Below are 22,964 nucleotides of genomic sequence, written 5' to 3' on the forward strand. Positions count from 1 at the left end.
AAATTCACGTTCTAAAGAACTGGTAATTAAAATTATAGCGTAAATACAGACATAGTGCATTGGTTTGAACCGATTTCAAGCAACTGTATTCGTTTTAAGTTCTTCTGACCACAAAAATAATTTTATCAAAAATGAACCCCGTTGTATATTGTTTTGTATTTCGTACATGCTTTTCTTAAAAGGAGATGATTACATGAAAATGAAGGTCGGCATCAGCTTAAGCATATTCTGCACGATTTTAGGAGGAGCATTCTTCATTGAACGAAATGAACAAAAAAGGTGGCAGGCAGAAAGCGAATGGCCGCTATTTTCAGAGCATCTCCTCTACATGACCTATCATGAAGCGAAACAGTATCCTTTTCAGCCTCGAGAATATATACGTATTGTGCTAGCTGATGAATGAGGTCTTTATAGGAGAAAAAAATATAAAAAAGAATGTGCCCTCATTGAGATCACATTCTTTTTATTGCCTATTTTTATGAAGTAAACAATCTGAGTAAGATCGTTGCGCAAATGACCGTCGCAGCTCCGCCAAGTCGTGTAGATACTTGGGCAAAGGGCATAAGACCCATTCTTCCAGAAGCTGAGAGAATCGCAACGTCACCAGTACCGCCTAGACCGCTGTGACAACCAGTCACGATCGCAGATTCTACTGGGTACATGTTCATTAATTTACCAACGAAGTAACCAGAACCAACCATTGCTAGAACAACAGCGACACATACGCATACAAAAGGAATAGAGATAATCGTTGCTACATCATCAAGCGGAATATATAGAATTCCTAGACCAACCATTAGCGGCCATGTAAAGCTTCTTGATACGAATTTGTAGAACTGTTGTGACCCGTTTTGTAAATGTTGTGGCATGACATTTAAGTATTTGATTAAAGCTGCAAGAACAATCATCAGGATTGGTCCTGGAATATGAACAAAGCTTTCTAACAAGCTACCAAAGATGAAAGTTGTACAAGCAACCAGTACACCTGCACCCATCAGACTGAAATCCACTTTTGCCTCCATATTAGGTTGCTCGAAGATTTCGTTTGTTTCTTTCGATTTAACAAGACGACCATTCCCGTTCAGTTCAGGACGCTTTTCCCCAAGCTTCTTCAATGCGCCGGCACAGATGATGGCAATGACGTTCCCAATAACGGCTGCAGGAATTAATTGAGATATTAATGACTCTGCTGATACAGAAAGAATTTGAGAGTAAGCAATAGATAATGGCAAGATACCTTCGCCGATGCCTCCTGCAATAATTGGTACAATAATAAAGAAGAAAGAATGATGTGGTGTATAACCAACTAAAAGACCAACAAGAATTCCGGCAGAAACAGCGGCAATTGTACCTGCTACAAGTGGGACAAACATACGAATAAGTCCTTGTACTAAAACAGTTCGCTGCATCCCAAGAATACTACCTACTACAAGGGCAGAAATATAGAAATAAAGAAAGTTAGACGTTTTCATCAGAGACGTAACCGCTTCCAATGAGTTCGGGTTTAGTACATGAAAAAAGACCAGGAACGATGGTACGAATAAAGAAAGAATCGCTGGTCCACCAATATCTTTTACAATTGGAATACGTTGTCCTACATCTCCGAGGAAAATCCCCAAAATCATAATAACAGCGAAACCACCAAGCATATTTGCTGGAATCTTATTAAAATGAGCGGCAGTTAAAATAATTGCTGCCAGTACTAAATACACAGGAAGATCAATAACACCAATTTTCCAAGATATGATCTTTTGGAAAACGCTTTTATTATTATCATCAAAATCATTTGTAATCGATTTCAATTTTTGTGCATTAGCCACATAAACACCCCCAAATGCTATTTGTCTCAATTGTAGAAGATTAAAAGGGGCTCTTCTATTTATTAAACTAAATTAAGTTTAATAAAAGTAAAATAAACAAAGGAATCCTTCGTTTTTATCATACAAAAATCCCCTGAAGGTCGTTCATCCTCCAGAGAATTGATCATACAACGTATTTATCGTTTCCCTTTTAAATAAGGTGTACCGAGGGCTTTCGGTGCATCAGCGCGTCCAATAAATCCAGTAAGTGCAAGGATGGTGAGCACATATGGTGCGATGAGCATGTACACGTTCGGTATATCTTGAGATAGCGGTAAGATAGAGCCAATAATGAGCAAATTTAAAGAATCGTGCTGCTCCCATAGCACCGATTGGATGACATGACCAAATACAAGTGCAGCTCATAAATAGAAATTTGTTTTATTTAAAAAATGTGAAAAGGCATCATTCTTTGTCTTTTTATGTCAAGAGATATGATATAATGCGGCTTTTGTGATGTGCTTTACTACAGTGGAACCATTGATATCAAGGGGGTTGTCACATCATATGACATAAAAAAACATCTGACCTTTCTTAAAGGTCAGATGTGTAGATTATAAATATTGCTGTATTAGATTCATATTACTTGTATTGAGTTTATATTGGAACACAGGGCGTCCAATTGTCCCGTAAGCCATTTCTACATCAACCACTTCGATATCCTCAAGGAATTTCAAATATTTTCTAATTGACACTTGTGATATTTCTGTGTGATTGGATAGGTCTTCTGTTGTAAAAGCCTGCTGACCAAACGATTGAATGCTTGTCCAAATGAGTTTGAGTGTACTTTTGGTTAGTCCTTTTGGCAGAAGGACTTTTTCCGCTTCCGTTTTTTTATGAAAGAGCTTCGCATCTAAATCATGTTGTGAGATGCTGTTCATGGTTTGATACAGGTCATGTTTTCTTTTATAGTCAGCTAGAGCGGATTGGAAGCGCTCAAACTCAAACGGCTTGATTAAATAATCAACCGCTCCGTTTCGCATCGTTTGTTGAACGACCTCCACTTCATTGGCAGCGGATATCACAATCACATCTACACGATGATGTTGCTGGCGAATTTCTGATAATAGTGCCAATCCGTTTTGCCCAGGCATATAAATATCGAGAAGTACAAGATGAATGACTTCTGTCTTTAATAAATCGAGTGCCTGCTGAAAGGATGTCGCAATTCCCTTTAACTCAAAGCCATCTATTTGGCTGAGGTAGCGTTTGTTCAGCTCCCCAACCATCGGATCATCTTCTACTATTAATACATTAATCATTTGAATCCTCCTTTTGTTTATACGGAATGCGGAGACTAAAGGTCGTCCCTTCTCCTTTTTCACTCGTGACAATCATATGTCCGTTCAGTTTTTTGATGCTCTGATCAACGAAGTAGAGGCCGAATCCTCTGTCTTCTCCTTTTGTTGAAAAGCCTTGATCAAACATCAGTTGCTGTTCTTCTATTGTAAGACCGACGCCTGTGTCAGTAATTTCGATATGAAGCTGTCCTTGTACGAATCGGAATGAAATCGAAATGGTTTTTTTGTCTGTATGAGAAACGGCATCGAGTGCGTTGTTTAACAGGTTGCCAATGACTGTAATGAGATCATGTGTCACCGCTGGGTCCCAAGCTTCTGGAACTTGGGTGCTACAGATGACTTCTAAGGAAGCCCCTTGCTCTCGAATGTAGCTTTGTTTTCCTAGTAAAAAGCCTGCTAAGACAGAATTTTTGACATGATTGATGATTTCGTTTGTTTCCGTTTGTTGATAAATTGCAATATCCTTAATATAGGTGCCAAGGTCATCATAGTTTTTGAGTTGAACCAGTCCTAAGATGACATGAAGCTTGTTCATAAATTCGTGCGATTGTGCACGAAGGGCATTTGCATACATTTTGACACCGCTTAGTTGCTCAGCAAGGTGTTTGACTTCTGTTTTGTCACGGAATGTCGCAATGGCACCGACAATTTCGCCTTTTACGGTAATCGGGACCTCGTTAAAGACAAGTTCCAGCCCGTTCATTCTAACATCACGATCCAAAAGCGGCTTTTGCGTCTGAATCACTTGCTTTAATCCGCTTGATGGAAGAAGGGATTGAACGTCTTGTTCCCTAGGGTCAACCATGATCCCCATATGATGAAAAAGACGTTTTGCTTCTGCATTTGCCAACTTAATTTTACCGTGCTGATCGACTGCAAGGATTCCTTCCTTGGTGGATTCTAGCATGGCGCTTCGTTCTTTTAGTAATGTCGCAATTTCATCTGGCTCCAGCCCAAACATAATCTTTTTTACTTTTCGTGCCACAATGAGTGCCCCCACAATTCCAAATAGGAGACTAATGGATGTGACGAAATAGAGCGGAAGTAAGCTCTGATGAATAATCAAGTCAATTTCTTTTAACGTAATCCCTACTGCTACCGCACCAAGCTGTTTCCCATCTCGATTATAAACAGGTACAAAAGCACGCATTGATTTTCCAAGTGTTCCAGATGCGGTGCTAATGTGTTCTTTTCCTTGTAATGCTGCTTTCTCATCGCCGCCAGCAAAACGTTTTCCGATTTTTTGCGGATTCGGATGTGTTTTGCGGATGCCTTTCATATCCATGACGACAACGAATTCGGTTTTGGTAATGTGCTGGACACTCGTTGTATATTTACGTAGCGCTGTATATGAATGTTTTTCTAATGATTCGGCAGTGATAGGTGCTTCCGCGACTATTTTGGCCGTGGAGAGGGCAATGTTACGCTCCTGCTGATGAATGTTCTTGGCTGTTTCAGACCATATCGTAAAGAATGTAATACACAAGGAGATCAAAACAACGATACAGACAAAGAGGGTCAGCCTTGTTTGCAGTCTTAAATTTTTTTTCACGAGTATACCCCTAACGCTCGATTTTGTAGTCAATAGTATTACTTTAACGGGAAAGTGTTAGTTTGTGAAGGAATGCGCGTACAAAATCGAAAATTTGCTTTCCATTCCAGTTTACTTGGAAAGCATCTTGTCAATCGGTTTTAAGTGAGCCATAATAAATGTGAGCTTATGAGAAAGGATTTATTTATGAAAAATACATACTTAACTGGATATTTTCCACTGATATCAATTTTACTATTCAGCTCTGCATTTTCAATTTTTACTGTAGGTATCACCACGGATTTGTTGACACAAGCGGGTATTTTAAAAGGAATGCTGGAATTCTTTTCAGAACAGGGTATTCGTCTCGCTTTATTTGCCGCATTCGCACTCGTTTATTTTATGATATTATCTGCTTTAAAACTCATTGCTGATACGATCTTAGAGTTGTCTTTACTCTTTTTTGCGAGAGATCCTGAAGGGGAGAACTTAAAGAAAATCCGGATTTCATCACTCGTTTATTTGTTTGCAAGTTTACTTGCTTTTATTTTCACACAGCAGCTTATCTTACTTGTAGGGCTCTTTGTTGTGGCAAGTCTTGTCTATTTCATTTGGGTTGTGGTCCGAATTTATCAATCGCTGTCCATGTGGAATTTAATTGGTTTTATGATGTTTATTATTTTGTTTTGGGCCACATTTTTGATCGGAATCTTGTACTTATTTATGAAGCTTTATAACAGTGTGATGGCAAGTCTTCCTTCTTAAACAGACGAAAGCATCCTCCAAAACGGAGGATGCTCTTTTTTATGTGAGAAACCGTTTTTTTATATTTGGTGTAGGTACCATACAAGAAGTTCTTTGACCAAACCATTTGTATCGATTTTTGGCGATTAGCTGATAAATCCAATCACGAATCGGTCGAGGAATAGCGAGGAGCAAATAGCTCCACTGATAAATACCCTTTAAATGTCGTGCCGCTTTTAAGACGCCCGTTGATTTCTTGTAAAGGGTTCCTTCTTCGATATAAATGAATGAATCGAACTGATTGATTGGCAAACCATGTTCTTTTAAGATGAGTTGTCCGATATCAGATTGAAGGGAAGCAAACATCATGCGTTCATTCGGATCGTGTTTGATCACAAACTGAACAGCACCGCTACATATATGACAGACACCATCAAATAAAATTAAATGGGTTGGAAAAGTGGCATTCATTGCAATCAAACCCCCTATCTTTATCTGGCGTATTGCATCGTATTTTTCCAAATGCGTAAGTGAGGACTTGAATGATAAATGGATTCAACGCTTCCTCTATCTCTTCCGACCCATACACCCATCGTGTATTGATCTGTTAGTCCAACAAACCAAATGTCTTTGTAGTCATTCGATGTACCAGTCTTTCCGCCAATATAAGGAGAATGGAAATTGGCTTTTTTACCTGTACCGCTTTTCACAACAGATGCAAGCAGCTTGCGCATCGTTTCATTTGTACGCGGAGAATACACTTGCTTCGGTGATTCTTTCCACTTGTAAAGCGTTTTTCCATTTAAGTCTGTGACCTTTGTAATGGAATGGCTTTGCGTGTAGGAACCTTGATTGCCAAAGACCGTATACGCATCGGTTATTTCAAGCGGTGAGAATCCTTTCGTAAATCCTCCAAGTGCTGAAGGGAGACGGTAATCATCCGCCACAATATGCTTGAACGAAAATTTTTCTAAATAGCTGAATCCTTTTTTTACACCGACAGTATCCAGCATGCGGATAGCAGGTGTATTATAAGAATTCTTAAAGGCTGTTTCAAGTGTGACCGTTCCATAGGTTTTGTGATTATAGTTTTGCGGGCAGTATCCGCTGTTGCAAAACTTCCCAGCACTGATTGTGCTTGAGGCTGTGGCGCCGGTTTGGTCGATATAAGGTCCATAATCTAAAAGCGGCTTAATTGCAGACCCAGGCTGTCTTTGCGCTTGAAAGGCATAGTTGAAATCAAATTTTTGATAGTTTTTCCCCCCAGCAAGTGCCACAATTTGATGGGTCTGATGATTGATGACGGCTGCTCCTCCTTCAACACCTTGATATGGTAATTGAGCATTCAACTGATAGACAGCTCTTTGCTGCAAGGAAGGAAGAAGCGCTGTATAAATCTTCACGCCATCTTGAAGCAGGGTACTGACCTTTTCAGATAATTCCTTTTGAATCGCTTTTTTCTCTTCAGTTGTTTTGGCTTTATTTAATCGTTTTGTAAAGCCTTCTTGATCTGACACAAGATCTGTGAATTCTTCATTTGCATATGTCACATAGTCAGGGTAGAGATTTTTCTTTTGACTTAAAGACAAGTTGATTTTTTCTTTGATGGCCTTTTTGTATTGTTTATTGGTGATGACACCATCTTTTTTCAAAATACCGAGCAGTCGTTCTTGGCGTTTCTTTGTATGGTTGAATTGTTTCAGTGGATCATAAAGAGTCGGATTGTTTGGAATGGCACATATAAACGCCATCTGTGCAAGCGACAAGGAACTAAGCGGTTGATCAAAATAATAATCGGCGGCAGACCCGACACCGTAAACACCGTTGCTGAAATAAATCGTATTTAAATAGCTTTCGAGAATTTCATTTTTTGTGAATTTCCGCTCTAGTTCATAAGAATAGAGCAACTCTGTCAACTTCCGACTAAAGGAACGCTCATGGCTTAAATATAGGTTACGGGCCAACTGCTGTGTGATGGTACTTGCTCCTTGGCTGATACCATGGTTTTTGACATTTGCTACAAGGGCACGAACAACCCCCATAAAGTCGATGCCTTTATGATCATAAAAGTTGCGGTCCTCTGAGCGAAGGAAAAGTTCCTTTACAGGATCAGGAATTTTATCATATGTGACGAAAATGCGGTTCTCATCGTTAGATACGATTTCTGATATAAGAGAACCATCCCGATCATACATGTAACTGTTTTGGGCAAAATTTATCTTTTCTAGCTTGATTTTTTGATCAAGCACTTTGTTAACAGGTTTTACACTTGCAGCTTCTTCCTTTGATAAATAAAAAGTAAGAACAAATAATGGGATGAGGGCAGCAAGTAATAACCAACCAATGATTGCACGAAACATGAGGTCACTCACTTTCTTCAGATTTCTAGCCATATCGTACCATTCTTTTGCGGATACGAGAAGGTTATTTTTAGAAAAGAATGGGCGTGAAGCCTAGAGAATAGGCGGGACAAGCATGAAAAAAGAGCATCTGATTGATCATCAGACACTCCTTTCTTTTGTTTTTGAATGATAGCGGACTGCCCACAAAAATAACGCACCAAAAAGAAAAATAACGGCGGTTACATAAAAGACTGCTGGAATTCCGTAATGACTTGCTACAATCCCGCCAATGACTGGACCAACCACATTCCCAAGAAAACGGAAGCTTACGTTATATCCGAGTACTTCACCTTGCATAGATGCAGGTGCTTTGATTCGTATGTACGCCGTTGTACATGGAATAATTCCGCCTAGTGCCATCCCGTATAGAAAACGGAATATAACTAGCATGCCATAGGAATCAGCTAGCGCTTGGGGGATAAATAAGATCGAAGAGAAGATGAGGAGTGCAAGCAGCACTTTATCATGTCCAATTCGATCTCCAAGATCTCCCCACTTTCGTGTAAACAGCAGATTTCCAAGCCCTGTAGCGGAAAACGCCAGACCCGCAAAAAAGGCGAGATTTTCTGAACCGTGTAAATCATGAATGTACAGGGCTAAAAGCGGTTGAATGCTAAAGTTCCCCACTTGTGTAATGAATGTCAATAGCATAGTGACAACAAGCAAAGGCTGTTTCAAAATATGAGCGAGTACGTCCTTACGTGAGTAAGCGATGCGCTTTGCTTCTTTAGATTGGATCGGTTGTTCTTTGACACCGATGATAATCACGATGGCTGATAGATAAATCACAGTAGCTGTTAAAAAAAACGTATAAATGAATCCGACGCTGTCTGCCATCAAGCCGCCCATTAATGGACCGAACAGCCCTCCGGCGACATTGCTCATCTGCATTGTCCCAAGTGTTTTCCCAGCAGTTGCCTTTTCGGTTTGAGCAGAGATAAGCGCCATAGAAGTGGAAATGAAGCCTGTCACAAGCCCCATGAATAGCCGAAGCGCAAATAGCTGGTAAACGGTTTGAACAAGTCCCATAAATAGAATACTTGTCGCAATCCCAATTCCATTGATTAATAAAATCTTTTTGTAGCCATGCCGGTCTCCAATCCGCCCCCAAATAGGAGAAATAAGAAAGGCTGTTAAAAACGTGACCCCAAAGACGTAGCCGCTCCATCTTTGGACAAATTCATTAGAATAGCTACTATCAAGAGACGCTATGTATAGTGATAAAAAAGGAACGATCATTGTGATGCTGGCAGATACGAAAAAGTTCACAAACCACATGATGTATAAGTTTTTCTTTCTGTTTGTGATAAAACCACCTTCTTTATTTATTTCGTGTTCCTTAATAATTATAAAGGAAAGTAAACGATCTTTCATCTGATGAATAGGTTGGGCATAGTGAATCTGCATTATTTTCACGAAATTGAAGTGATTTCAAAGTCCGTCTTAATATAATAGTATCAGAGATGAAAAACAGCCGAGAAAGGGAGGTGAAACTGTTGGAACAGAAGACGCTGCTTGTGGTCGATTTTGAATTTACGATGCCTGACGGAAAGTATCATCCGCAAAATTTTTTCCCTGAAATTATTGAGGCTGGTGTCGTGAAAGCAACGAGTGAAAACATCGTAGATACCTTCTCAAGTTATGTCAAACCGAAAAAATTTCCGAAACTGACGAAGCGTTGTAAATCTTTTCTCGGAATTACGCAGCAAGATGTGGAAAGCGGGATTACATTTGAGGCGTTTATTGAAACGCTCATGTCACTTGATGGAGGAGAAGACTGTGATGTGATCACTTGGGGGAATATGGATATGAAAGTGCTGAAGCAAAACTGTATGCTCAATCATATTGCATTTCCATTTAAGGGAAATCTACGGGATTTGGCCTTTGAATATAAAACTTTTTTTGGTGACAGAACACTGACAGGACTTAGAACAGCGGCGAAGGAATACGGAAGTGAAGGAGCTGGTAAGCACCATAAAGCACTAGATGATGCCATGACAACTTATCAGCTATTTACACTATTTGAAAAAGACAGAGCCTATGTAGAAAATCCGCAAACAACCAAAATTGGTGAACTCATCGATTTCTCTCATTTTTTTGATTCGACGGATTAGCGAGCGTCTTCTGGAAAATAGTCTTTCTCAAGGGAAGAAAGGCAAGCTCTCGATTTTTTAGCCCATTCAGAATCATCTGCGCTGAGCGATTTTTTTAATTTTTCTACAGCTTCTTTCAGTGACACTTGATAGTCAGGAATTTCGCCATTATACGGCTTGACCATATGGTGAGGAATATTTGTTTGTTCTCTAAATGCCAAAGCTCGTCTCTCTTGGAAAAAAGGCACTTCTGCTTGTTTAGGGTGATGAAGGTCACCTTGGGTGGGATGAGTAAGGACTGCTTTTACTTGAACGAGAAAGGTCGATTGTTTCACTGCTGTCACTTCCCCAATGTATACACCTGTTTTGTAAAATCCTTTCACAATTTGTCCGATTTGAATGTCTGTCATGTGAAATTCCTCCATTTCCTTCTCATAGGAAGGTATTTCATTTTTTTTCGCCAATATAGTGAAGTAAACCAATAAAAGGGGGGAATTGCGGATGATTACGTTCATCGCACTCTTTCTACTGTATTTTCCTGAAGATAAAAGGGAGTACATCCCTGCGGCGATCACAACGGTGCTTTTCTTTATTGCTGCATTTATTTGTTTTCGTCTCATCGTTCGTGCTTCTAAGAAGCAGGAGCAAAAGGATGAAAAATGGACAAAAAAAATGGATTGATCATTTTCTTCTTGTATCTTCAGGAAATTTTACGGTGACTGTTGTACCAGAATGTAAGGAGCTTTTGAAACGAATCGTTCCATGGTGATTTTCGATAATTGAAAAAGTCACTGTCAGCCCAAGTCCAGTTCCTTTGTTTTTCAAGGTGTAATAAGGTTCGCCAAGCTTTTTCATTTGGTTTTCTGTCATCCCTACACCGTTATCTATGAAACAAAGGCATATTTTATGATTCTCTTTAGAAGCAAAGAGTTCAATTTTCCCTTCATGTTCTGGTGCTGCTTCAATACCATTTTTGATTAAATTAATCAAGACTTGTTTCATCTTGGTTTCATCACCTTGGATATATAAGTCCGGTTCAATCGATTGATGAATGGTGACCGATTTAAAGTTGGCATATGATGTCATCAAGGATGCGCATTCTTCTAGCAATTGAGATAGGTTCAAAGATTCAATTTGATAATAGTTTTGTTTGGCAATGTCAAGATAACTCGTAATAATGTCTTGCGCACGGTCTAATTCAGAAAGGACAAGGTTTTTATAATCTTTATTGGTCGATTGCTCTTTCGCATTTTCGCTTGAAAAAAGCAATTGAATAAATCCTCTAACGACCGTAAGCGGGTTGCGCACTTCATGGGCGACACTTGCAGCGAGTTCACTCACAATTGTCAGCTTCTCTGATTGGACGAGCTGTGTTCTCATTTGGGCGTTTTCTTTGATGAATTCAATTGTATATATACTGAGTACGAGAACGAAAATGTAGTAAAGAGTTGAGAAAAATAACTCAAGGAATTTTTGCTGCATAATAAATGCTGGACTATATTCCATTAAGCTGGCCACAAGCAACCCAATGTAAATAAATATGCCTTTGGATAGACCGATGAGCACACCATATATCAGCTTTTTCATCCTAGGATATTGCCACCATTTTCGGTAGAACAGAAAAGGGATGAAAAAGTACATTGGTACAACGATAAGTCCGATCCATAAGAAGGAGCCGTACATCACGAATTTTACGATTGAGCTGATCAATATCGCCACGATTCCAGCGGTATACCCACCGTATAAAATGGCAAGCACAAGAGGAATTGATTGAAGCCCAGTCTGCAAATCTAAAATCGAACCTACTGGATATATAATACAAAGCGCTGAAGAGATAGATGCAAATATTGTGATGAGCAGTTTATTCGTTTTCGGGAAATGAGCAGGGGTCCGGTTTAGCCATAGCACATGATATAAAAAGATTGGAAATAGAATAAAAGAAACATGGAGCAAAAAATCCTTGAACATTTCCATTTAAATGCTCTCCTCGTAAATAATTGTAATTCCTCTCATTATATCATTTCATGTACAAAGTAGATATCATAAAAGGATGGTTTTTTCTTTAAAAAGAACACCCGCTAGGATGTTCTCATATTGTTCACAAAGAGGCTAAAATGAAGTTTATTTTAACCCCTTTGTCATCTTATCAACGTGGTTTGAAACCCCTTGAAGTCTAGAAACACCCGCGCTATTTGTGCGGAGCGAGTGAAACATTCGTGATCACCAGCGCTCAAGATCAGACAACGATGAGCTAGAATGTTCTTTCTGTAGAATTGGTCTTATTTAGTTTAAAGGGTGAACGCTTGATGGAGTCGCTTCAGTCCTTCTTTTGCAGTTGAAGCAGGACAACCGAGATTCATCCTAATAAAACCTTCCCCTTCATGTCCATACACATGCCCTAATTCTAATATGATCTTCCCCTTTTTTAATAAGTTCCTTTTCAGTTCTGCCTGAGTGAATCCGTAATCACGTATATCCAGCCACAATAAATAAGAAGCATCTGGTTTCATATAACGCATATTTGGAAGATGTTCATCGACGTATTCCATCGCCATTTTTAAGTTGCTCTCAAGATAGGGAACAAGTGAATCGAGCCACTCATCTCCATGCCGATAGGCGGCTTCCATCGCTGGAATGGCAAATGCATTCAGTTTTGACAGCCCGTTACGCTGCAATTCATTGGTGAAAAGGGTTCTTCTTTCTTCATCAAAAATAATAATGGCAGATGCCTGCAATCCAGCTAAATTAAATGTTTTGCTCGGTGCAATACAAGTTACAGTCATTTTCGCAATCTCATCAGACAGACTAGCAAAAGGGACATGTTGATTGCCGTAAAGCATCAGATCAGAATGAATCTCATCTGAAACAACCGTAACGCCATACTGCACACAAAGCTCTCCTACTCGCTTCAGCTCTTCCTTCGACCAAGCTCTTCCAGATGGATTGTGTGGATGACAAAGGAACATTAGCTTTGCTTGTGGTCTGCTGAGTTTTTTCTCTAAGTCTTCAAAGTCCATCACGTAACGTTCGTTTTCTATTTTTAATGGATTAGTTGAGACAATACGTCTATTTCTCTCAATCATCTGATAAAAAGGGGTATAAACTGGCGACTGGATGACCACCTCATCATTCGGTGATGTAAAGGCTTGGACAGCTAAACTAAGTGCTGTCACGATACCTGGCGTGAATGTAACAGATTCTGTCTGAATCGTCCATCCATGTCTTCTCTTTAGCCAGCCGGCCACTGCCTGCTGTGTATCTTGATCCTGAAATGCATAGCCAAACACGCCGTGATCTAATCGTTCCTTTAATGCATCCAGTACGACTTGCGGCGCTCTAAAATCCATATCTGCCACCCACATAGGGAGCGCATCTGTTGTCAGGAACAAAGACTCTGCTTGATCCCATTTCACTGATTTTGAACCTTTACGTATAATCTGTTCGTCGAAATTCATGAAACCCACCTCTAGCCGTTTTTCAACCAATGTTGGTTGTGCTAAAATAAATATTACAAAATTTATTATAAGCGGTGATACCCATGAAAGATAGTCAAGCTGTTGAAGAGATGATTCAGATCATTAAAACATGGGATCCTTTTCATTATGGAGAAGACTTTTATGAAACGGAGCCCGCAGACGTCATCGGAGCATTATATGACGCAAAGGACCGAGTAACTCTTGCGAAAGAGATTCAAACCATTTACAACCATTCATTTGATCAGCTTCTTCCAATCGAGAGCTGTCAAGATATCGCAAATCAACTTTTTGTGATAAGAGATCGCCGTTCCTGCTCACGCTAAGATAGACTGAAATCACCAATTTTATCAGAAACAAAGACTGGGTTTTCTTCTGGAATGAGGTGCCCAGTTTTTTTTAATACATGAAATGTTGAATACGGCAAATCTTTGTGCAATCTCTCCCCAATTTGAAGGGGAATGATCCGATCCTCTACGCCCCAAATCAGTAAGACAGGTGTCTCTAACTTCTTCAGTACATCTGACGGCAAATCACCTTCTCTATGACGAACCAAACGCAAAAGTCCTCTAAAGATTTTATCATCAGAAAAAGGCTTTAAATATCCGTCAATCATCTCTTGGTCAATAATGGAATGATCGTGAACAACAGCAGTTAAATTTTTCATAATGCCTTGCTTTAAAAGCTTTCTTTTGAGAATTAAATAAAAATAAGGAATATATGTGCTGTAAACAAGCGATCTCTTTGATTTATTCAAATACCCAGAGCTGCATAAAAGAACCGCCTTCTCAAAGAGGTCTGGGCGCTCAGATGCAGCATATAAAGCGACCTGCCCTCCCATCGAATGACCGACGAGAATGGCATGCTGAATTTGCAAGTAAGCGGCTAATTCGATGATAATTTTCCCCATGTTGCGATAACTGTAAATAAACGTATTGGACTTCTCCGATTGCCCAAATGGAGGCAGATCAACCGCAATTAAATTGAAATCCTTTTTAAGAAGCGGGATGAGCTTACGATAGCTGAAGGTAGAAGAGAAGAGACCGTGAATTAAAATCAATGTCTTTTTTCCCTCATGTTGATAATGCTCATAATAGATGTCTAAACCGAATTTACTTTTCATATAAGCTGGCTGAACAATGTCCACACTCATCACTCCGATACTTGATACTCACTGTCTGTTTAAGTGACTGTATTGTACCCTAAAAAGTGGATTTTAAGCTACGAATTGAATCTTTTTCCTGCTTAGCATAAAGGGAAAAACGTGCTATAATGTTCAGAAGATTTTTTAAAACTAGCTTTTTACATTTAGAGGTGTGAAATCAAATGAAACTAACAGAAAAAGAAACGGAAATATTAGAGATTTTAGATGAAAACAGTCGCGCCGATTTAAATACGATTGCTAAAATGGCAGGCGTGACCACAGAAGAAGCCGAAGCCATTATTCAAAAGCTAGAAGATCAAAAGGTTATCATAGATTATTCGACTATGATTGATTGGCGAAAAGTAGACGGACATGAAGGCGTCACAGCTATGATTGATGTCAAAGTAACACCTAAAAGAGGCGTTGGCTTTGATGAAATTGCAGAACGAATTTACCGATTTCAAGAAGTGGAATCTGTTTATTTAATGTCAGGTGTTTATGATCTATCTGTTGTGATTCGTGGAAGATCCATGTCTGATATTGCTCGGTTTGTTTCAGAAAAACTATCGACACTCGATTCCGTTGTATCAACAACCACCCACTTCATTTTGAAAAAATATAAACATGATGGGAAAGTGTTTGAAACAGGGGACGATGACAAGAGAATCGTGGTGTCTCCTTAAATGAAAAAGTCTTATCTATCTGAAACGGTACAAAGCATTCAGCCGTCAGGTATTCGAAAATTCTTTGATCTGGCAGCAACGATGGAAGGGGTTATTTCCCTTGGTGTTGGTGAGCCGGATTTCGTAACAGCTTGGAATGTCAGGGAAGCGAGTATTCTATCATTAGAACAAGGATTGACTTCCTATACGGCAAATGCAGGCTTGTTATCCCTTCGAAAAGAACTAAGCCACTATTTATACAAGCGGTTTCATGTTGATTACAGTCCAGAAGAAGAACTCATCATTACAGTGGGTGGAAGCCAAGCCCTTGATTTAGCTTTTCGGGCGATTTTAAACAGGGAAGATGAAGTGATCATTCCAGAGCCTTGCTTTGTTGCATACGGAGCTTTAACGACACTTGCAGGCGGGGTGCCTGTCTATTTAAGTACGTCGGCTGAGAAGGATTTTAAAGCGGATTCTGCTGATTTTCAAAAGAAGCTTTCATCCAAGACAAAAGCCATTTTACTATGCTCTCCGTCAAATCCAACAGGTTCTGTCTACACGAAGGAAGAGCTCGAAGACATTGCCCGATTTGCAAAAGAGCATGATCTCTTAATAATTACAGATGAGATTTATGCAGAACTGACGTATGATGAATCTTTTACAAGCGTTGCAGCTATTCAGGATATGAAAGAAAGAACCATCTTGATTTCAGGCTTCTCAAAAGGGTTTGCGATGACGGGCTGGCGCTTAGGGTATGTCGCAGCACCACCTGACTTGCGCGATGCCATGCTGAAAATACACCAATATTCAATGATGTGTGCCCCGGCCATGGCACAATACGCTGCAGAAGAAGCATTGAAAAATGGACTTGAAGATGTAGAGAAAATGAAAAAAAGCTACAGAAGACGCCGTAATTTATTTGTCGGCTCCCTCAATGAACTGGGCCTGACATGTCATCAGCCAAACGGAGCGTTTTATGCCTTTCCGTCCATAAAAAGCACAGGCATGTCCTCAGAACAATTTGCTGAGGAACTGCTGCTGAGCGAAAAAGTAGCAGTTGTGCCAGGGAATGTGTTCGGTCCAAGTGGTGAAGGGCATATTCGCTGTTCGTACGCTTCGTCACTTGATCATCTTCAGGAGTCACTTTCAAGGATCCAGCGTTTCCTACAGAATCGACAATTAAAGCAAGAAACACCTGCCATTTTAAAATAAAAAAAGACATCAATCCATCTGGATTCATGCCTTTCAAATTAGGGGGGAATACTAGAAAGCATTCTTGTTTTCAGGTATTCCCCCTTTTGATGCACAATAAACTCCTTTAAAAAATATTTTGCTTAACTGTCCGTTCTATGATATAGTTTTTAATTGCGTATAAACGATTATTAAAACATTTATTTAGGAGTTGTTATCATGGCGACAAAGTTTGAAGTAGGCAGTGTTTACACTGGTAAAGTAACAGGATTACAAGCGTATGGTGCGTTTGTTGCATTAGATGAAGAAACCCAAGGACTTGTGCACATTTCAGAAGTAACACACGGCTTTGTAAAAGACATCAACGAGCACCTTTCAATTGGTGATGAAGTACAAGTGAAAGTCCTTTCTGTTGATGAAAAAGCTGGTAAAATCAGTCTTTCTATCCGTGCAACACAAGAAGCACCTGAAAGAAAGGAAAGCAAACCAAAGAAACAAAGACCACAGCAAGTGAAAGACGATGCTACTGCACCACAAGGGTTCAATACACTTAAAGACAAACTTGAAGAGTGGATTGAGCAATCTAACCGTAAAGACTTAATTAAGAAATAAAAAAGCACCGTATAAAACCGGTGCCTAGGCTGCCATGATGAGGCAGCTTTTTTTATGCCTTTTTCAATTAACGAACCTCTGGTTTCGGCTCGTCACGAACAACTTCTTCACTTGGCTTAAACAATAGACCAAGGTTGACAAGACCTGCGATTCCAACAAGACCATAAATAATACGCGACAATGCAGAATCTTGACCGCCAAAGATCGCTGCTACTAAGTCAAATTGAAAAAAGCCGATTAGTCCCCAGTTAATAGCACCGATAATCGTGAGCACGAGGGCAATACGCTGAATAGCGCTCATCGTGATTCCTCCTTTCGCTACAGCATCAATACATTTATATTTTGCAGGTTTTTAGCCAAAATATGCATAAGAAAAATTGAATAAAGCAAATTACTTTACTTTTGGAATGAATGAGGCGCATAATGTAGCCCGAGGAGGAGATCGAATGGATCGATTTACTTATTGGAACCCAACAAAATTAATTTTTGGAAAGGGAGAAGTTGCAGCCCTTTCAGATGAACTTAAACATTATGGAAAAAACGTATTGCTTGTATATGGTGGAGGTAGCATTAAACGAAACGGTCTTTACGATCAAGTGACCCGACTCTTGAATGAATCAGGTGCTACTGTCATTGAGCTTGCAGGTGTTGAACCTAACCCGCGCTTAACAACTGTGAGAAAAGGTGTTGAACTGTGTAGAAAGAATAACATCGACTTTATTTTGGCAGTAGGTGGCGGAAGTGTGATTGATGCCACAAAAGCCATCGCAGCTGGTGCGAAGTACGATGGAGATGCTTGGGATATTGTGACTAGAAAACATATCCCAATGGAAGCCATTCCATTTGGTACGGTCTTAACCCTTGCAGCAACAGGCTCTGAAATGAACTCAGGCTCTGTGATTACAAACTGGGAAACAAATGAGAAGTATGGCTGGGGAAGTCCAGCAGTATTCCCTAAATTCTCAATTCTTGATCCAGTCAATACATTCACTGTGCCAAAAAACCATACCATCTATGGAATGGTGGATATGATGTCACACGTATTTGAACAATACTTTCACCACACGGAAAACACGCTGTATCAAGATCGCATGTGTGAAGGACTTCTTCGTACAGTGATTGAAACTGCACCGAAGTTGATCAACGACCTTGAGAACTATGAGCTCCGTGAAACGATATTATTCACTGGTACAATCGCATTAAATGGAATGCTTTCAATGGGTGCACGTGGTGACTGGGCATCTCATAATATTGAGCATGCTGTATCTGCTGTATATGATATCCCTCATGCAGGCGGACTTGCGATCTTGTTCCCGAACTGGATGAAGCATGTTATTCAAGAAAACCCAGCTCGCTTTAAGCAACTAGCTGTGCGTGTATTTGATGTGGATCCTGCAGGCAAATCAGATGAAGAAGTAGGATTAGAAGGTATTGATAAACTGTCAGCATTTTGGAAAAGTTTAGGTGCACCAAGCCGTTTAGCTGATTATGACATCAATGATGAAAAAATTGATTTAATCGCTGATCGTGCAATGGCACGTGGTGAATTTGGTCAGTTTAAAAAGCTAAACAAAGAGGATGTCCTTGCGATTTTGAACGCTTCTTTATAACGCCATTTGCCGCTTCTCATCAAGAGAAGCGGCTTTTGATGTAGCAGTGACGATCACTTGATTTCAATAGCCAGTTCCGCTAAAGTGAAAGGGACAGAATTAACGTAATGGAGGGCTTACAAGCGATGACACATATTCAATTTGACTACTCGAAAGCGTTACCTTTCTTTCAAGAACATGAACTTACATATTTAAAAGATTTTGTGAAGGTCGCCCATCATAATCTTCATGAGCAAACGGGTGCAGGCAGTGATTATTTAGGCTGGATCGACTTACCGAAGCAATATGATCGCGAAGAATTTGCCCGCATTAAAAAAAGTGCAGAAAAGATTAAGGCTGACTCTGATGTCCTGCTCGTTGTCGGAATCGGCGGTTCTTATCTTGGCGCACGTGCGGCGATTGAATTTTTGAACCATTCTTTCTATAACACTTTACCAAAAGGCAAACGCAAGACACCACAAATCATTTTCATTGGAAACAACATTAGCTCATCTTATTTAACAGATGTGATGGATCTGCTGGAAGATGCAGATTTCTCGATCAACGTGATTTCAAAATCTGGAACAACAACAGAGCCAGCCATTGCGTTCCGCATCTTTAAAAAGCTCCTCATTGAGAAATATGGTGCTGAAGAAGCGAAAAAACGTATTTATGCGACAACTGACAAAGCGCGTGGTGCACTGAAAACATTAGCAAACGAAGAAGGATACGAATCATTTATCATCCCTGATGATGTGGGTGGACGCTATTCAGTCTTAACGGCAGTCGGTCTATTGCCAATCGCTGTGAGCGGTGCAGACATTGATCAAATGATGGAAGGTGCTGCCAAAGCAAGCGATGACTTCTCTTCCTCTGAGCTGTCAGAGAATGCTGCTTACCAATATGCTGTTGTCCGTAATGTCCTTTACAATAAAGGCAGAACCATTGAAATGCTGATTAATTATGAGCCAGGATTACAGTATTTCGCAGAATGGTGGAAACAATTATTCGGCGAAAGTGAAGGAAAAGACGAAAAAGGCATCTACCCTTCATCTGCTAACTTCTCAACGGACCTCCATTCACTTGGGCAATATGTCCAAGAGGGAAGAAGAGACTTGTTTGAAACGATTGTGAATGTTGACAAGCCTCGACATGAACTTGTCATTGAAGCAGAAGAACAAGACCTAGATGGGTTAAACTATCTAGCAGGAAAAACGGTAGATTTCGTGAATAAGAAGGCATTTGAAGGGACAATGCTTGCCCATACAGATGGAAAAGTACCGAATCTCATTGTGACGATTCCTGAAATGGATGCCTATACATTCGGATATCTCGTATATTTCTTCGAGAAAGCATGTGCGATGTCTGGTTATCTATTGGGTGTGAATCCATTTGATCAGCCTGGCGTAGAGGCTTATAAGGTTAACATGTTTGCTTTATTAGGAAAACCAGGTTTTGAAGAGAAAAAGGCAGAGCTTGAAAGCCGTCTAAAACAATCATAAGAACAAAAGGGCAACCCTTTATTTGAAAAAGGGTTGCCCTTTTTGTTTTCTAATGGTTCTGTCTAAGCCTTCACTCGTATTATACATAGAATAGATAGAGGAGGGTGAAAGGTTTATGACAACAAATCACATCTATATTCAACAAATCTCTGGGCAGGCCATCGTCAACTTTGGGAATGTCGGCCGGATTTGTCCAAAGAGTGTCGTGAAAGATACAGCAGGTGCAGATAGTGCGTATGAATTCAGTCAATTATCTGGGCAGAGCTTAATTGATGCTGCTTTTAGAAACAATGTCCAAATCAAACGGGGCAGATGTATGAAATCCTTGGTTTAACGAACCCTATAAAAAAAGGAGGGTTCCATATGATTCATGTACCATCCAAGCTGACAGGTGAAAGCTTTTCGCTCTACCATTTGGAAGAAATAATGAAGCCGCTCGGCTATGTCATTAATGGGAATTGGGATTATGATCACGGGTATTTTGATTATAAAATTGATAACCGTGAAGGCTACACGTTTCTCAGGGTTCCATTTACAGCCGAGAAAGGTCAGCTTGATCAACCAGGCGTTGTTGTCAAAATAGGGCATCCGTTCCTCTTAAAGCATGTGTATCAGGATCAATTAGATGACCATGCAATGGTTGGCAATGTAGGAGCATCATTTAACCAATTCCAAGAACCTAAAGAGAAAGATGGAGATGTTTCAAAGGTCTATGCGGAGATAGGTTTTTCATTAGTAAAGGAATTGGAAGACGCGCTTCTTTAAAGGGAAATCAGCTCATCCTCTGGATGAAGCTCATATCCAAAAGGAGGATTCATCATGGGTCCTTCTTTTTTTTGTATGCCAACAATGATCACATGATGTTCTAAGAAGTGATGGAGCACTGTTAAAAAAGTTTCACCGACTAACGCAGATGGCACAGGAAAGATGGTGACGTTTTTATGTAGCGTCATTTTTCGCTTTTTCGTTAAGGACATAAGCTGTTCCTTTAAAAGAAAATTCTCAACCATTAAATGATTCACCGCATCAGAAGTGTGAATGACTTGATTTGCACCAGCACGTTCAGCATTTTTCACGTAACGGTCTGTTAATATTTCAATCAAACAATATAAGGAAGGATTCAGTCCTTTTGCTGCAAGTAAGGTTAAGACACTTTGCATATCTGCCGTTAGTTCATTTTCATGTTGATCTGCGGTAATCATCAATGTATCTGCATCCATAATATTGGCCTTGCGAAGCGTTGCATCTTCTGTCCCATGTCCTTTAATAAAATGGACATTATCTAGAAGTGGTCCTTCTTTCAAAGAGTCATCAATAAGGACAATAGGCATCGCTGGATCAATGGTTTGAAAGGATTGGAGCAGTTTATTGGTTTTCTCATTCCAGCCGATGATAATGAGGTGTCCTTTCCCCTTAAACGTCACCTTCCCCTCTACGTAATGGTGCTGCTTGCTAAATACAGCTGCGGCAAGCGTGGCGAAGTACGCTGTGACAAAGCTTGCTCCAATTAAAATAAGGGCCATCCCAGCAACTTGTCCAGCCATGGTTTGCGGTACAAAATCACCGTACCCAACAGTAGAAACAGTAATTAATGCCCACCAGATTCCGTCAAAGATTGTATGATACTGCTTTGGTTCAAGTAAGACAATCAAATGACCAAAGAAGAGAAGTAAGAAACAAATGATGATGGCAATACGAAGATAAAGAGGCCATCTCAGCCAAGCGATAAATAGACGATTTGATTTCATTGAACTCTTCCTTTCAAAGACAACTAATGTCAGTATGCCCGATTAATGAAAAGTTTTTTCATCTTCGTCATGTATGGAAACTGACACCATATCTTAAAATAAGAGGGGAGAAGGAGGGAGTTCGAATGTCATTCGTTCAAAAGACCATACTTCTTTTTATCGGCGCACACTTGTTGTCATCCGCCGTCATCTTATTCGTGTTTGATTTAAATGCTGTGAATCACTTCGCAAGTGAATTCTCGTGGGTAAACTTTTTTCAAGAGTTGTATGGCACAATGACTTTTTATACGGCATGTTTAGGCATTTTCTTCTTTTTCATTGGAGTGGTCATTCCACTTAAAAAGACCTAGTGCTTTTTGCTGTACACGTAACATAAAAGTCATTAAAATTGTAAATAAATATATAAAATAAAAGGAAGCTGATGAGCATGCTGTTTTTTTATTTTCTAACATTTGCCGCATTGGGATTGTCGTTTTGGGCACAATTTAAAGTGAAGAATAATTTTGAAAAGTATTCAAAGGTCGAAGCATCCAGTATGAAAACAGGTGCTGAAACCGCTCGATATATTTTAGATCGCAACGGGTTATACGATGTACCTGTTGAACCGGTAAGAGGAACTTTGACTGATCATTACGATCCGACGCAACGTGTGGTTCGTTTATCTGAACCTGTGTATTATGGTCACTCGATTTCGGCCATTTCAGTGGCATCACACGAAGTTGGACATGCCTTGCAGCATCAGGAATCCTATGGTGCGCTTGTCTTGAGGCATAAAATCTTCCCTGTAGTGAACTTTGCATCTGGTGTCGCCCCGCTTCTTTTCCTTGGTGGATTATTGCTTGGCAGCCTTAACTTAATCGGGCTTGGGATTATTTTGTTCTCAGCAGCTGTATTCTTTCAGCTTGTGACATTGCCTGTTGAGTTTAATGCAAGTTCTCGTGCAAAAGATATGATTGTTTCAGAAGGAATCATTAGAAGTAGTGAAGAAAGAGGCGTAAATAAAGTATTGAATGCTGCAGCTCTTACTTATGTAGCGGCGGCGCTTGTTTCGCTGTTTGAATTGCTTCGATTTGTAATGATCTTCCTGAATGGTCGTAATGATTAATTGAT

Annotated in this window: 26 protein-coding genes and 1 pseudogene; 14 read left to right on the plus strand and 13 right to left on the minus strand. The window is 39.9% G+C overall.

The annotated features are described in order from the left end of the window. Positions 1-193 precede the first annotated feature (193 nt). On the plus strand, positions 194-403 hold the full coding sequence (locus ACIQCE_RS08625; protein ID WP_400494418.1) for a hypothetical protein: 210 nt from the start codon (positions 194-196) through the stop codon (positions 401-403). A gap of 73 nt (positions 404-476) precedes the next feature. Here ACIQCE_RS08625 and ACIQCE_RS08630 read toward each other — a convergent pair whose 3' ends face one another. The 4 genes and pseudogenes from ACIQCE_RS08630 to malK form a co-directional block, all read right to left on the minus strand. After that, on the minus strand, positions 477-1,820 hold the full coding sequence (locus ACIQCE_RS08630) for a 2-hydroxycarboxylate transporter family protein (protein ID WP_400494419.1): 1,344 nt from the start codon (positions 1,818-1,820) through the stop codon (positions 477-479). A 176-nt stretch (positions 1,821-1,996) separates the two neighbouring features. Beyond that, positions 1,997-2,221: pseudogene (locus tag ACIQCE_RS08635) on the minus strand (ABC transporter permease); the annotation flags it as partial. A gap of 192 nt (positions 2,222-2,413) precedes the next feature. Next, positions 2,414-3,121, minus strand: coding sequence for a response regulator (locus tag ACIQCE_RS08640; protein WP_400494420.1), 708 nt, complete (start codon positions 3,119-3,121; stop codon positions 2,414-2,416). Further along, the gene (gene malK / locus ACIQCE_RS08645; protein ID WP_400494421.1) at positions 3,114-4,712 is read right to left on the minus strand and encodes a malate sensor histidine kinase MalK; all 1,599 of its coding nucleotides are present in this window, start codon (positions 4,710-4,712) and stop codon (positions 3,114-3,116) included. Before malK ends, ACIQCE_RS08640 begins: the two co-directional genes overlap by 8 nt. Positions 4,713-4,898: 186 nt before the next feature. Here malK and ACIQCE_RS08650 point away from each other — a divergent pair, with 186 nt between their 5' ends. Further along, complete coding sequence (locus tag ACIQCE_RS08650) at positions 4,899-5,456, plus strand: YufK family protein (RefSeq protein ID WP_353854700.1); 558 nt, start codon at positions 4,899-4,901, stop codon at positions 5,454-5,456. A 39-nt stretch (positions 5,457-5,495) separates the two neighbouring features. On the opposite strand, the gene ACIQCE_RS08655 is transcribed toward ACIQCE_RS08650, so the two are convergent. From ACIQCE_RS08655 to ACIQCE_RS08665, 3 genes are all read right to left on the minus strand, one after another. Then, complete coding sequence (locus tag ACIQCE_RS08655; protein ID WP_400494422.1) at positions 5,496-5,906, minus strand: thiol-disulfide oxidoreductase DCC family protein; 411 nt, start codon at positions 5,904-5,906, stop codon at positions 5,496-5,498. A 20-nt stretch (positions 5,907-5,926) separates the two neighbouring features. Next, positions 5,927-7,828, minus strand: a complete 1,902-nt coding sequence (locus ACIQCE_RS08660) for a transglycosylase domain-containing protein (RefSeq protein WP_400494423.1) — start codon at positions 7,826-7,828, stop codon at positions 5,927-5,929. 108 nt (positions 7,829-7,936) lie between these two features. Beyond that, entirely contained in the window at positions 7,937-9,181 is a 1,245-nt protein-coding gene (locus tag ACIQCE_RS08665) for an MFS transporter (protein WP_400494499.1), read from the minus strand. A gap of 152 nt (positions 9,182-9,333) precedes the next feature. Between ACIQCE_RS08665 and kapD the strand changes: the two genes are divergently transcribed. Further along, positions 9,334-9,951, plus strand: coding sequence for a 3'-5' exonuclease KapD (kapD, locus tag ACIQCE_RS08670; protein WP_353854703.1), 618 nt, complete (start codon positions 9,334-9,336; stop codon positions 9,949-9,951). Here kapD and kapB read toward each other — a convergent pair. Continuing rightward, entirely contained in the window at positions 9,948-10,340 is a 393-nt protein-coding gene (kapB, locus tag ACIQCE_RS08675; RefSeq protein ID WP_400494424.1) for a kinase-associated lipoprotein KapB, read from the minus strand. The genes kapD and kapB overlap by 4 nt on opposite strands. Before the next feature lie 91 nt (positions 10,341-10,431). On the opposite strand from kapB, the gene ACIQCE_RS08680 reads away from it, so the two are divergent. Next, on the plus strand, positions 10,432-10,611 hold the full coding sequence (locus ACIQCE_RS08680) for a hypothetical protein (protein ID WP_353854705.1): 180 nt from the start codon (positions 10,432-10,434) through the stop codon (positions 10,609-10,611). Here the strand turns inward: ACIQCE_RS08680 and ACIQCE_RS08685 are convergent, their stop codons facing one another. Continuing rightward, entirely contained in the window at positions 10,612-11,904 is a 1,293-nt protein-coding gene (locus ACIQCE_RS08685; protein ID WP_400494425.1) for an ATP-binding protein, read from the minus strand. Positions 11,905-12,218: 314 nt separating this feature from the next. Next, complete coding sequence (locus ACIQCE_RS08690) at positions 12,219-13,385, minus strand: MalY/PatB family protein (protein ID WP_400494426.1); 1,167 nt, start codon at positions 13,383-13,385, stop codon at positions 12,219-12,221. A gap of 83 nt (positions 13,386-13,468) precedes the next feature. Between ACIQCE_RS08690 and ACIQCE_RS08695 the strand changes: the two genes are divergently transcribed. Continuing rightward, positions 13,469-13,729, plus strand: coding sequence for a DUF1871 family protein (locus tag ACIQCE_RS08695; protein WP_400494427.1), 261 nt, complete (start codon positions 13,469-13,471; stop codon positions 13,727-13,729). Here ACIQCE_RS08695 and ACIQCE_RS08700 read toward each other — a convergent pair. Then, complete coding sequence (locus ACIQCE_RS08700; RefSeq protein ID WP_400494428.1) at positions 13,726-14,550, minus strand: alpha/beta fold hydrolase; 825 nt, start codon at positions 14,548-14,550, stop codon at positions 13,726-13,728. The two genes, ACIQCE_RS08695 and ACIQCE_RS08700, sit on opposite strands and share 4 nt — an antisense overlap. Before the next feature lie 179 nt (positions 14,551-14,729). Here ACIQCE_RS08700 and ACIQCE_RS08705 point away from each other — a divergent pair, with 179 nt between their 5' ends. The 3 genes from ACIQCE_RS08705 (at position 14,730) to yugI (ending at position 17,015) form a co-directional block, all read left to right on the plus strand. After that, the gene (locus ACIQCE_RS08705) at positions 14,730-15,230 is read left to right on the plus strand and encodes an Lrp/AsnC family transcriptional regulator (protein ID WP_353854710.1); all 501 of its coding nucleotides are present in this window, start codon (positions 14,730-14,732) and stop codon (positions 15,228-15,230) included. Then, complete coding sequence (locus ACIQCE_RS08710) at positions 15,231-16,424, plus strand: aminotransferase (protein WP_400494429.1); 1,194 nt, start codon at positions 15,231-15,233, stop codon at positions 16,422-16,424. It begins immediately after the preceding gene. A gap of 198 nt (positions 16,425-16,622) precedes the next feature. Further along, positions 16,623-17,015 carry a S1 domain-containing post-transcriptional regulator GSP13 gene (gene yugI / locus ACIQCE_RS08715; protein WP_400494430.1) on the plus strand — a complete coding sequence of 131 codons (393 nt, stop codon included), beginning with the start codon at positions 16,623-16,625 and terminating at the stop codon, positions 17,013-17,015. A gap of 67 nt (positions 17,016-17,082) precedes the next feature. On the opposite strand, the gene ACIQCE_RS08720 is transcribed toward yugI, so the two are convergent. Further along, positions 17,083-17,316 carry a DUF378 domain-containing protein gene (locus tag ACIQCE_RS08720; RefSeq protein WP_353854713.1) on the minus strand — a complete coding sequence of 78 codons (234 nt, stop codon included), beginning with the start codon at positions 17,314-17,316 and terminating at the stop codon, positions 17,083-17,085. Positions 17,317-17,461: 145 nt separating this feature from the next. On the opposite strand from ACIQCE_RS08720, the gene ACIQCE_RS08725 reads away from it, so the two are divergent. The 4 genes from ACIQCE_RS08725 to ACIQCE_RS08740 all read left to right on the plus strand — a co-directional run bounded on the left by ACIQCE_RS08725 (position 17,462) and on the right by ACIQCE_RS08740 (position 20,871). After that, the gene (locus ACIQCE_RS08725) at positions 17,462-18,625 is read left to right on the plus strand and encodes an iron-containing alcohol dehydrogenase (protein WP_400494431.1); all 1,164 of its coding nucleotides are present in this window, start codon (positions 17,462-17,464) and stop codon (positions 18,623-18,625) included. Positions 18,626-18,750: 125 nt separating this feature from the next. Next, positions 18,751-20,106 carry a glucose-6-phosphate isomerase gene (locus tag ACIQCE_RS08730; protein WP_400494432.1) on the plus strand — a complete coding sequence of 452 codons (1,356 nt, stop codon included), beginning with the start codon at positions 18,751-18,753 and terminating at the stop codon, positions 20,104-20,106. 115 nt (positions 20,107-20,221) lie between these two features. After that, positions 20,222-20,440, plus strand: a complete 219-nt coding sequence (locus ACIQCE_RS08735; RefSeq protein ID WP_400494433.1) for a spore germination protein — start codon at positions 20,222-20,224, stop codon at positions 20,438-20,440. Positions 20,441-20,469: 29 nt separating this feature from the next. After that, positions 20,470-20,871 (plus strand): YugN-like family protein, encoded by a 402-nt coding sequence (locus tag ACIQCE_RS08740; protein WP_353854717.1) that lies wholly within the window; start codon positions 20,470-20,472, stop codon positions 20,869-20,871. Here ACIQCE_RS08740 and ACIQCE_RS08745 read toward each other — a convergent pair. Beyond that, positions 20,868-21,854 carry a potassium channel family protein gene (locus ACIQCE_RS08745; protein WP_400494434.1) on the minus strand — a complete coding sequence of 329 codons (987 nt, stop codon included), beginning with the start codon at positions 21,852-21,854 and terminating at the stop codon, positions 20,868-20,870. The two genes, ACIQCE_RS08740 and ACIQCE_RS08745, sit on opposite strands and share 4 nt — an antisense overlap. A 125-nt stretch (positions 21,855-21,979) precedes the next feature. Here ACIQCE_RS08745 and ACIQCE_RS08750 point away from each other — a divergent pair, with 125 nt between their 5' ends. Both ACIQCE_RS08750 and ACIQCE_RS08755 read left to right on the plus strand, forming a co-directional pair. Further along, positions 21,980-22,204, plus strand: coding sequence for a YuzI family membrane protein (locus ACIQCE_RS08750; RefSeq protein ID WP_400494435.1), 225 nt, complete (start codon positions 21,980-21,982; stop codon positions 22,202-22,204). An 80-nt stretch (positions 22,205-22,284) separates the two neighbouring features. Further along, on the plus strand, positions 22,285-22,959 hold the full coding sequence (locus ACIQCE_RS08755; RefSeq protein WP_353856708.1) for a zinc metallopeptidase: 675 nt from the start codon (positions 22,285-22,287) through the stop codon (positions 22,957-22,959). Positions 22,960-22,964 lie beyond the last annotated feature (5 nt).

It is taken from the genome of Bacillus sp. NPDC093026, assembly GCF_044754665.1.
GTDB classification, from domain to species: Bacteria; Bacillota; Bacilli; order Bacillales; family Bacillaceae; genus Bacillus; species Bacillus maqinnsis.